Here is a 10,105-nt window from a genome sequence, read left to right on the forward strand (position 1 = left end):
CACCGGCGGGGTTTTCACTTATGGGCCAAGCCTCGTGGGCGCTAAAGCGCGCGCGGCAAGTTCGATAAAGAGGAGGGATGGTAGGCGTGGAGGGACGGTACCTGTTGAGCGATTACAACGTATTAACGTGTAAACCCTCATTGTCAGCGAGTAGGCCACCACTGGGTTTGCGGGCCACTGTAAACCCTTACGAGATGTCCAGAAGCGATTGAGTGCGGGTCGACGCGCACGCGGAGAAGTCAGTGCAAACGCCCTCGTGGAGCCGTGAGCGATCCTGACTATCTACTTTGATGTTTACAGCGCGGCATAAGTATGTAGAACTTAGCCCACTTCAGAGCTCCCCAGCTCTTTAGGCCAAGCCTTGCTTGGCCTTTTTTTTGCTCGTGGACACTTTGGTTTAGCCGGACTTGTAACTCTGGCCGCTCATATTGGTTTACGAGCTAAAATCGGCGTTGGAGGCTCAGTCTAAAGGTGCGTCCGATTGGATCCTGATAGTCGCGTCCATAGCCGGGTGCTGCATCTCCATTTCCTAATGCGGCACTTGGTCGAGTATCGAATAAGTTGGTGATCTGAAGATTGATCTGAAAGCCCGAACTATGCCGATTGGGCACCTCTCCTGGGGGGCTGCCATTACGAAATGGTGCGTTCATGTGATAGCTAAGCGTCAAATCGACAGTTGCTAAGTCATCAACGATTAGATCGCGGTCGGAATTGGTCCCTTTGAGTTGGCGGGTGCGATATCCACCCTGCCACCGGGAAGTCAAGTTGAGCCCTAGCACCCCTTTTCGAGCGTCGATTATGAGGCGCGCATCGTGACTTGGCATGCCGCCTCCATCTCCCTGTAGTCGATCTAACTCGGGCAGGCCTTTTGTTAAGGATAGAAGGCTTTTAACGCGATAACTGTGGTTTAGAGAGACGCGGAAGATATTAGCGGTCCGAGCTCCTCCCGATGACCGAGGTATATTGAACGTGACGTTGGTATTCAGGCCTTCGGTTACGTTTGAACCCACGTTCAGCGGACGATAGTCCACGCTGATCAGCTTACCATCAGCATCACGTACAAACCGTTCGGGGTAAACGGATTCAATATCTTCCGTGACGTCAGGGAGCGAAGCAACACTGTTGGTGCTGATGTCTCGCTGGTATCCAAGCACCGCCTGAATGCCCCAACGTGTGAACGGTCCCATCGAGGCGGTAACAGAAAATCGCTCGGAACTGGGTTGAGTAAGATCGGGATTTCCTCCCAACAGCGGAATGATTTCGACTGCTTGGCCGGTTCGAAAGTCGAAGACGACGCGGGGCAGATCATTATACAATGGCTCCGACATTAGATTACCCGCGACGCTGTCGCTCGATGCCGACCAAATTCCATTTAAGCGCAGTTTTTGTATTGGTTTCCAATTGATCGCCAGATTCACTTCGTCGCCATCGCTCGAGCCGCTATCACGCAAACTTCCACCAAGCGTGGCAGTTAGCTCTCCTAATCCTGCCAAGGTTCTATTAGGGCTGCTTAGTGGGACTGAAAGAGAGCCTCTAGTCTCCCACGTGTCGAACCTTGTTGTTGAAGGATTGTCACCACGAGACAGGTCAGACTGAATTTCGGAGAAGCTGGTGCTGAAGTTGGCTGTTACTGGAACCGACTTGTCCGCGAAGGCAGTGCGCCCTAAGGAAGCACTGACACCCCATATGCGTTGCTGACTATCTATTTGGCCTAAACCGACTTCACTTGACCTCGAAATATGGCCATTGGCGTTGACTTGGACCTGCCATCCCAACGCGGTTCCGCTAATGCCCACGGTCCCACCAGCGCTGTCTTGTTGCCTTAGGTGATCAACAAGCTGATCGCCAATGCGAAGCCGACCTGTGCTTCTTCTTGTTTGACCGTTAAGCGTTAACGAACTTGACCAGTCAAGTAGTGGGATGGTTGCACTCAGGTTAAGTCCGCCGTGGTCTACGGCAGGGCGGATGCTGGAAGTGTCTGGCCGATCCCTTTCGCGCTCTTCAGCACGCAGTGCTGTGTCGCGCGATAACCTAGCAGCGATTTGCAGGGTGTTTTCGCCGGAAATCGAAGAGCGGCGCATTTCGGCAGCGAGTGAGGACATACCCCCTTGCGTTGGCTTGCCTGCTACTAACCGGCCGTCGTGGCTTAAATATTGGTTCTTCAAAACAAGGTTGATGACTCTTTGCGAGGGCGAACCGCCATACAAAGAGGATGCTTCAGCAGGTAGAATTTCAGCGCGCACTAAGGCGTCGGGAGGAAACGACGTAAATGCTGCGGCGTTTGAGATTTTCTTGCCATTGACTAGGACTAATGGCGCATTTCCAGCGCCATATGTTTCCAACATTCTTTGGATAACCTCGCCGACGTCCCACGCCCCGAACGCGTCAATTTCAATACCTGAAAGCTCAATCTCAGCGGGAACTAGCGCTCGGCCTCGGCGGCCGCGCACTTCCACATCATCTACGACGTATGGCTCGTCCAAGGCTGAAGTAGGAGGGGCAGGGGTAATGGCCTGTGTTTGAAAGGGCTCCGCGAGAGAACCTTCAACCTCTGAAGTTGCAATCAAACCTATTATAGGGAGCCACATCATGTTGTGCCGAGGCGCGCCTTACATGTTACGACAGCATTGAACAAAGAAAAAAGAAGGCACCTTGCGGTGCCTTCTCCGTTGATTTGTTCGTTACAAATCAGCTGGCATCCAAGGTGCCCCAGTTTACCGTGCAGTTGCTCGGGCTGCCGGCCAGATACTGAGGGCCAGTGATGTCAATGTAGTGACCACCGCTTGGATTGTCGGTTACTTCGGCTTGAACCGAACCGGAGCAGTTCCCGCCCAGCACGGTCGTAGCGCCGACGCCAGTGATGGTGACAATCGTGCTCGGATGCGATGCGGCACCAACGGCAATCCACGGTCCGCTATTCGGATTTACGAGAGTGCCGCAGAAGGCGCTAGCACCGCCGCCGCCCGAGAACGAGAGGTTGGTCAGGTGAACATCGCTGCCTACCACAGTAGCGGTGGCCGAGAAGTTGCAGGTAATGGTCATAGACTGGGTGAAGTTCAGTTGACCCGTTACGGTCCCGGACGATGGGAACGGCGATGCAAGAGCAGGAGCTGCAGACATCGAGGCCAAAGCGAGGGCGGAGACAAGAGCAGTTAGGCGAAACTTCTTCATTTTACTTCCTCCATGATAATTAGAATAGCATTGGTGCTATTTTCTATTTCCTACACTACTTCGATTACTATGACTCATAAATACACTTATGAAAATAGTAATTAGAATCTTTTTTGTAGACTGAAGCCATACACTCTTGGGTCTAGAGTGAACACGTTTGCTGTTAACCCCGTGTCATCACTATTAGTAAACATGTCGGTGATTGGAGCGTCGTCGAACAGATTTTTCACGTACGCCGAAATAACGATACCGCTTTCTACATTTTCGAGCGAAATGGATGCGTTCGCATTGCTCCAGGATTTCAATTGATCGTAGCTTGTATTGTAGATTCTGGCGTAGCTCTTATCTTGCCAGTAGTAATCGCCGCGAACAGTTAGATCCCATGTTCCAATGTTGAATATGTACTGAGCGCCGACATTTGCCGTCCATCTTGGCGAGTTAGGCAGCTCGTTACCGCCCAGATCCGCCATGAACCCGCGGCCGCCATTCGGGGCTTCGGTCAGGCCGTCGTAGGTAAAGCCATACAAAGTATGGAGGGGCAGGAATGTCTCGAAGTTTGGATTGAATGATCCGTAGCGTTTCGAACCTGAGCACAAGCCCTGGAGTGCAAACATAGTCATGTCGTCGCCCCTGTTGGCCCGGATAATGGCCTCAACGTGCTTGGTGGGGGCGATGCAATTCGATGGGACCTGAACCCAAGGGCGCAGCACTGTCCAATCGGCATTCCCTTGCGTTCGGTCCATCACGTCTATGGAACCTTCACCCTTTGCGACACGGGTTTTTAGATATCCGACGTTTCCATCAATTCGGAAGTTGTCGGTAAGGTGGAACACGCCTTCTAGTTCTGCTCCCCAGATGCGTGCGTCAAAATTCTCGTTCAGAGAAATTCGATCGACGATCTGGGAGACTTGGTAGTCTTTGTAATCATAATAGAATGCAGTCGCGTTAAGTCTGATGCGACCGTTGTTAAAAGTGTTCTTTGATCCGATTTCGAAAGCATCAACGAACTCCGGCTCGAAGTCTTCTGCCAGGGGCTGATACTGGATAATCTTAGGGTTGATATCGACGCGGGGAGGGTTGGTGCCGCCGCCTTTGTATCCTCGGGCGTACGATGCGTACACCAAGGTATCGTCGGTAAACGATAGGTCTGGTTTCCAATCAAGAACCAAACGACCAGTTACGGCGTCCCACGACTGTTCAATGTCAGGTTGGGCGGGATATCCTCGGCTCACGTAGCCCCCAGATGATACAGACTCACTACCATCCAGAGTGGCTCCCATCAGAAGTTGGCTGGGGTAGGGGGTCGTGACTTTGCGATCGTCCGTGTATCGAAGGCCGGCTGTAAGCCTGAGATCAGGACGTAGGTTCCAATATGCTTCGCCGAATAGCGCCCATGATTTAACGCTAACGACGTTTTTGCTTCGGAAGTAATTGTGCCCATCACCAGCAAGGTCACCGAGAGCTGTGCGGTCAACATGCACGCATTCTTTCCATAGCGTCACGTTGCTGCTGTCACAATTCTGAGTTACGAGGCCTTGAGTCGTCGTAACGTTCGGATTTACGTTGTAAAAGTACTCAGCAATCAGGGTGAATACATTGTTGAATACGTAATAATTGTCTTCGGTTTTGAAATCGAGATAGTTTGCACCGACGCTGAAATTGAAGTTGCTGTCGAAATTAGACTGCAACCGCACTTCTTGGGACCACTGCCGATTGTCTGACATACTCATGTCAGCACTAATCATGCGATCAGATGTGCCTAATTGAGGATCGGTATAGAAACCGCCAGGCGTGATAAACGGGCCGGGCCCTATGGCTGGGCGTCCTCGGTTGTCAACATATGCTTGCGTGGAGTCGGTGAACAACCGGTTGCTGACAAACCGGTTGTAGTCTTGTGTCGACCAGAAATCGTCTTTGGCATACGCGGTCTGGGAAATGAGCGACAAGCTGTCGGTCAGCTTGAACTCCATGTTCAACTGAACGACGTCATTTTCAGCTCGGAACTTGGGATCATATGCGCTCGAGATTTCTCGGAGATCCCTGGACTGTGTAACGCCAGCATATGGGTCTACACGATAATCTATAGCGGTAAGGGTCGTGTTACGATTGAAAGCGGGACGACCGTATTGGATTTGGCCAGCCATAAAAATGTGGCCGAAAGATCCACCATTTGGTGAGCTATAGGCAGCGTCGCTGAAAAGCGTACGGGCGAGACAGCCCTGACTGAGCCGGTTTTGAACTAGGCTTGACGTGATTACCGTGTTGCCGACGCTCGTAGGTCCAGGGTCCTTGGTGCATAGCTGCTTACCAGTGCGCGCGCGCTCGTCGTCTTCACCGAAATGCTCCCAAATGAAGTTTGCATTGAAACGATCACTTGGTTCCCAAGCCGCGGATAGGCGCGTCGTGAACAGATCGCGATTATTGACGCGGCGCTCAGTGAATGTGTTGTAATCGAACCCATCGCGTTTGGTAAGACTGGCTGCGCCGCGGATCCAGAAGGTGTCCGTCACAGGCACGTTCACCATCATCTGACCGCGCATTGTACCGAAATTACCGACTTCTGCTTTGAGTAGGGCCTCGAAGTCTGGGCCGGGCAAATTCGGGATCATATTGACCACGCCGCCAGTGGCGTTACGGCCGTATAGAGTGCCTTGAGGACCGCGGAGGACCTCAACCCGATTTACGTCAAGATACTCCTGCTCGAACAACCGGTTGCGGGTTAGTGGTGTGTTGTTGAAACTCACCGCTACTGCAGGGTCCGAAGAGGCGGAGATCGCCTTGGTCCCAATCCCCCGGATTGAGAAGTTATACATACTGAAGTTGGACTTCGAGAAGCTAACATTCGGGACGGCTCTGAGTAACTCCGCCCCCCCCTCAATCTTCATGGCGTCAAGCGCTTCGGCCGACATTGCCGTAACCGCGATTGGGACATCTTGGATCGATTCTTCACGCTTTTGAGCCGTGACTATGATGTCGGCAACCGCGGTTGCTTCCGGAGCGACCTGTGCCCAAGTGGGGCCAGAAGCAATAGCTAGAGCTAACGCGGAAACGCTTGCTCCCATAAGCACGCGATTACAGATCACTGCCGTCATCATATCCTCCCAAGTCCGACGTCCGAATAGCGGTCGCCCCGACAAGCCCCATGCCCTCGTAGTGGATTCTATGGTCGGGCAATGCGCCACAGAATAGGCGTTACAATCCAGCTATTCATATTTCTGTCAATACACTATTGACACAGATGTAGCGAAATGCGTGCCGAGTTAGCTTTTGCAACATACTAATTTTGCTATGCAAAATGGGTTAGAGAGTACGGCGATATTCGAAATTTCAATGGTGTACGAGCCTACTGAACGTCGAGCACGACGACCTGAGAAATTTTATGTTGCATGTGCGAGCAGGTGCCGTTTGGCGTCTAGATAATCAGTCGGATGCCAAGCCGATCAGCGCAACGGAGGCGGGTACAATTCGGCCAGAGACGAGCTTCGCCAAGGTTGGCGAAAGAACGTGCCGAGACCCATGTCGATTGAGCGTGGTGCGGCTGCGAAAAACTGGGACTTCAGCCTGTGGGACAAGCTGCGCACCTGCGAAAAGTGCGAGGGGGTCGTGACTTACGCCGCCGCGTATCGTCCGGGCAACTGGCCGTTTCAGCTTTTGACCGCCGAGGGTAAGCAGATGCTGCAAGGGGCACTGGACGCGGTGTGGTGGGAGCGAAATGGCAGGAAGTAGTGGGTCAGCGCATATTGGCGGACCACTGACCCTACAGCCGCCTCTGCTCCGGATGAACGGGCAGGGCGGGCGCTGGTTCCGCTAGGCTGACAAGTCGATGACAGGCCCTGTAGGCTTGGCGTCTGGTTGCGCGCTGCCGTGCAACCGGTCGACCTTGGTTGCGAGGCCATCTCGCACAAGGCGGTCCCACAGCACGTTGCGCGGGGACGGTGCCAGCGGGTCAAAAGGAATAGGCGGTAGCAGTCGAACCCAGATTACGGATCCATCTGCCAGTTGAACGCGGTATACGGGTTGTTCGGCCACTGTCTCTCTCCTTAGATATGGAGGAAGCGTAACCCGTATTTTTTAGAACAGTAGCCGCTTTAATCGACTATCAGGCTGCGTTTGTCAGCCGTGCGCCGTACTTGCGCTCGAGCAGGGCCATTTCGGTGAACTCCCACGAGCGCACGAAGCCACCCCAGACAACGGCCTTGGCGACGCCGTGACGCCATACGACCGTCACGGTAGTTGAGCCGTAGGCAGTTTGATCACTGAGCGTTTAACTAAAGAGGGACAGCAGCTAGGGTCGTTTGGGCCATAATCTTTGGCTTCGACGACCAGACCGTCTGCACCCCACAAGTCTACGATTTTGGCCCGTAGGTCGTACCGCTCGAAATGGGCAACTTCGAAGCTATTGGCATTGGCGTAGAGAAGCCCAATGTGTGTTGAACGCGTGGTCGAATGGCAGTTCTGCTCTTCGCAGGCGTAAATCACGGCGACTGCATCGCTAATACCATTTCCATCTAAGTCACGACGGTAGATCTCGATTTGGTCGACTTGGTGTTTGTAAGCTTCAGAACTGGGCTCACCGTATTGTGCAGTTTGACTAGCAGATATTTCATTTTCTTTACGGACAGCCAAATCGTTTAGGCGGGCTACCGCACTCAACAGTGTTTCGGATGTTGTGGCTGGCGTTATTTCTGGCTCCTCCATCGGGCCGACTGGAGATGCCGCAGTCGCCGAAGAAGATCCGTTTGTATCACAAGCTACGATCAGAAGAGCGAGACCGATTGCGCCGTAATTTTTCATAGTGCCCCCTACCATTACGCCAGAGATCAGCACATCAAACGTGGTTTTCCAAGTGTCGCGCCAGATATATCTCTATTTAAACGTCTTCTCGGCCTCGAGGATGACGAGACGAAAAACCCTCTACGGATAAGCCGGTGCAGGCCATGCATTCATTAATCAGAGACAACCATACGCAGCGTATCTCCGGCAAAGGCTCTCGAAATCTTCAGTTTGCTTGTAAATATTCGGGTATAAAGATGTCTTTATGTCTGCCATACATATTGCGAATTCCTGCAATTTGATGCCCGAAAAACGCTATATATAGAGCGATATCAGAGTTCCGCCTGTTGACTCCCAGATCAACATAACGAATTCATGTCCGTGGCGCTCGTCGCCTTCTTTCTAGCTGCTCCAGTCCCACGAAGCCCTGATAGGCGGCGGGGCGCATGGGGCGTTCCGGAGCCTCTGGGCTTTAACCCAGAGACCCTAGAAAGGAGGACGGCATGCGTGCTGTCTGCTCTTGGCCGAAAGCGGTGAGCGTTCGCTCTTATGACCGTTTTCGGTTCGGACGGTGGGAGAAGGTAACTTCTCACTGCCGTAGCTACCCGGTTCGTTGATCGCGGAACGGTAAACTGAGCGGCGAGCGCCACCCAATGACTTCATGATGACGTTATACGAATCGTTTGTCCAACGATTTTGGACGAAACGTATGACATCAGCGCCCCTCGTAAATGTCGCGCTGTTCGCGCAGCCAGTCCTGCAGTCCGGCAAGGCGAGCTTGGTCTGCTCGGCACTGGCCGTAGTTCTCGGCGATGACGGTGCCTAGCTTGGAGGCAGGGACTGGACTGGGCTCAGCGAACCGGGCGGCTGCATCAGGGTCGCGGGCGGGGTCGGGAAGGCTGGACACACTGCCGCTGGCGGCGTCGTCGTGCAGGCGCACAAGGCCAACAGGCAGAGCATAGCGGACGTCAGTTTCAGGCGTGACATAGGTCGGCACCTCTTTGATGAGGGTGATGGTTTCGGTTCGGATGCGCTCGTGGATCTCGACCTGCTTCTGGTCGGCGGCGGCGCTGGCCTCAGCAGCTTTGCGTTCGGCCTTTCGTGCGGCTTCGGTGGCCACGCGCAGGGCTTCGGCATAACTGGACTGGATGCGATCGATGCGGGCGTTCAGTCGCCAGCCGTTGGTCGTCCAGCCAGCGCCAAAGCCGAGGGCAAGGCTCACCGCACATGCGATGGCTAGGCCCCTGGGGGTGAAGAAGTGGGCAATCATGCGGCCAACTCGAAGTGTGGCAGGTCGCGGTTCTTGGTCCATTCACCGCCCCACGAGATTTTCACGCCCAATTCCGCAGCAGCCTGCTTCATGGCCTTGGCGATGGCGTGGAACTTCTTGGCGTCGTTCCAGTCCACCGGATACGGCACCACGTCGATGGCATGGCCGTAGCCGTCAGCCATAGCGCGGTGATTGGACCCAAGCGGATTGGCCAGCCACGTAACCTTCGGCTTGTTCGGCTGAGCGTATTTGGCCGGAACGCCCTTCGATGCGAGCGTGGCGACGGTGCGGCCCTGCCCCCACGTCTCCCACATGCGCTCCTTTGTTCGGACGCCCTCGGTGACGATGAAGTCCTGCGAGGTGATTTGGATGGCGCGGTGCGCGACCTTGACCAGATCGGGGTGCACGCCTTTGAGGCTCGTCAGCGAGCGCTGCGAGAAACGGTAAGCCATGATGGCCTCCAGTTCAGATTGTGACGGGATAGGGGAGCAGCCTCACGCGAAGGTGACGCGCGTAGGGAAACCCATAAGATGCCGCCGCGTTAACTATTCACTGCGGGGGGCCATAAGGGAGAAATCGCTATGGCTGATTGGCAAAACCGCGTCGAAGGCAACTGGAACGAGTTCTCGGGCAAGGTGAAGCAGCAGTGGGGCAAACTCACTGATGACGACCTCGCCCAGATCAACGGCAACCGACAAGAGTTGGAAGGCCGCATCCAGCAGCACTACGGCACCGATCAGGCGACCGCTCAGAAGCAGGTCGATGACTGGTACAAGACCCAGTCCTGATCCAAGGAAAGGTCCGCTTCGGCGGGCCTTTTTTGTTGCCTGCTTTACTGGCTCTCGCCGTTCGTGTTCCGGCCAAAGTAGAAGCCGAGGATCAGCAGCATGC

At 54.2% G+C, this 10,105-nt stretch carries 9 protein-coding genes; 2 read left to right on the plus strand and 7 right to left on the minus strand.

Annotated elements, in window-relative coordinates; genetic code table 11:
* Nucleotides 1–440 precede the first annotated feature (440 nt).
* The 3 genes from OB03_RS06600 to OB03_RS06610 all read right to left on the minus strand — a co-directional run bounded on the left by OB03_RS06600 (nt 441) and on the right by OB03_RS06610 (nt 6,263).
* Nucleotides 441–2,567, minus strand: coding sequence for a TonB-dependent receptor (locus tag OB03_RS06600; protein WP_461343599.1), 2,127 nt, complete (start codon nt 2,565–2,567; stop codon nt 441–443).
* 121 nt (nt 2,568–2,688) lie between these two features.
* Nucleotides 2,689–3,171 carry a hypothetical protein gene (locus OB03_RS06605; protein ID WP_461343600.1) on the minus strand — a complete coding sequence of 161 codons (483 nt, stop codon included), beginning with the start codon at nt 3,169–3,171 and terminating at the stop codon, nt 2,689–2,691.
* Between the two features lie 101 nt (nt 3,172–3,272).
* Nucleotides 3,273–6,263 carry a TonB-dependent receptor gene (locus OB03_RS06610; protein WP_461343601.1) on the minus strand — a complete coding sequence of 997 codons (2,991 nt, stop codon included), beginning with the start codon at nt 6,261–6,263 and terminating at the stop codon, nt 3,273–3,275.
* Between the two features lie 424 nt (nt 6,264–6,687).
* Between OB03_RS06610 and OB03_RS06615 the strand changes: the two genes are divergently transcribed.
* Nucleotides 6,688–6,897 (plus strand): hypothetical protein, encoded by a 210-nt coding sequence (locus tag OB03_RS06615; RefSeq protein WP_461343602.1) that lies wholly within the window; start codon nt 6,688–6,690, stop codon nt 6,895–6,897.
* 373 nt (nt 6,898–7,270) lie between these two features.
* On the opposite strand, the gene OB03_RS06620 is transcribed toward OB03_RS06615, so the two are convergent.
* The 4 genes from OB03_RS06620 to OB03_RS06635 form a co-directional block, all read right to left on the minus strand.
* Nucleotides 7,271–7,399, minus strand: coding sequence for a hypothetical protein (locus OB03_RS06620; RefSeq protein ID WP_461343603.1), 129 nt, complete (start codon nt 7,397–7,399; stop codon nt 7,271–7,273).
* The gene (locus tag OB03_RS06625) at nt 7,396–7,965 is read right to left on the minus strand and encodes a hypothetical protein (RefSeq protein ID WP_461343604.1); all 570 of its coding nucleotides are present in this window, start codon (nt 7,963–7,965) and stop codon (nt 7,396–7,398) included. The genes OB03_RS06620 and OB03_RS06625 overlap by 4 nt, the downstream gene beginning before the upstream one ends.
* Before the next feature lie 694 nt (nt 7,966–8,659).
* Entirely contained in the window at nt 8,660–9,256 is a 597-nt protein-coding gene (locus tag OB03_RS06630; RefSeq protein ID WP_461343605.1) for a hypothetical protein, read from the minus strand.
* Nucleotides 9,211–9,666 carry a M15 family metallopeptidase gene (locus OB03_RS06635; protein ID WP_461343606.1) on the minus strand — a complete coding sequence of 152 codons (456 nt, stop codon included), beginning with the start codon at nt 9,664–9,666 and terminating at the stop codon, nt 9,211–9,213. The genes OB03_RS06630 and OB03_RS06635 overlap by 46 nt, the downstream gene beginning before the upstream one ends.
* Before the next feature lie 129 nt (nt 9,667–9,795).
* On the opposite strand from OB03_RS06635, the gene OB03_RS06640 reads away from it, so the two are divergent.
* Entirely contained in the window at nt 9,796–10,002 is a 207-nt protein-coding gene (locus tag OB03_RS06640; protein WP_461343607.1) for a CsbD family protein, read from the plus strand.
* The last annotated feature ends 103 nt before the right edge of the window (nt 10,003–10,105 follow it).

The sequence above is a fragment of the Brevundimonas sp. GN22 genome (assembly GCF_054824005.1).

Excerpts from the sequence above, each read along its gene's own strand:
- OB03_RS06605 (WP_461343600.1), bottom strand. The coding sequence starts at position 3,171 with ATGAAGAAGTTTCGCCTAACTGCTCTTGTCTCCGCCCTCGCTTTGGCC.
- OB03_RS06610 (WP_461343601.1), bottom strand. The coding sequence starts at position 6,263 with ATGACGGCAGTGATCTGTAATCGCGTGCTTATGGGAGCAAGCGTTTCC.
- OB03_RS06615 (WP_461343602.1), top strand. The coding sequence starts at position 6,688 with ATGTCGATTGAGCGTGGTGCGGCTGCGAAAAACTGGGACTTCAGCCTG.
- OB03_RS06625 (WP_461343604.1), bottom strand. The coding sequence starts at position 7,965 with ATGAAAAATTACGGCGCAATCGGTCTCGCTCTTCTGATCGTAGCTTGT.
- OB03_RS06630 (WP_461343605.1), bottom strand. The coding sequence starts at position 9,256 with ATGGACCAAGAACCGCGACCTGCCACACTTCGAGTTGGCCGCATGATT.
- OB03_RS06635 (WP_461343606.1), bottom strand. The coding sequence starts at position 9,666 with ATGGCTTACCGTTTCTCGCAGCGCTCGCTGACGAGCCTCAAAGGCGTG.
- OB03_RS06640 (WP_461343607.1), top strand. The coding sequence starts at position 9,796 with ATGGCTGATTGGCAAAACCGCGTCGAAGGCAACTGGAACGAGTTCTCG.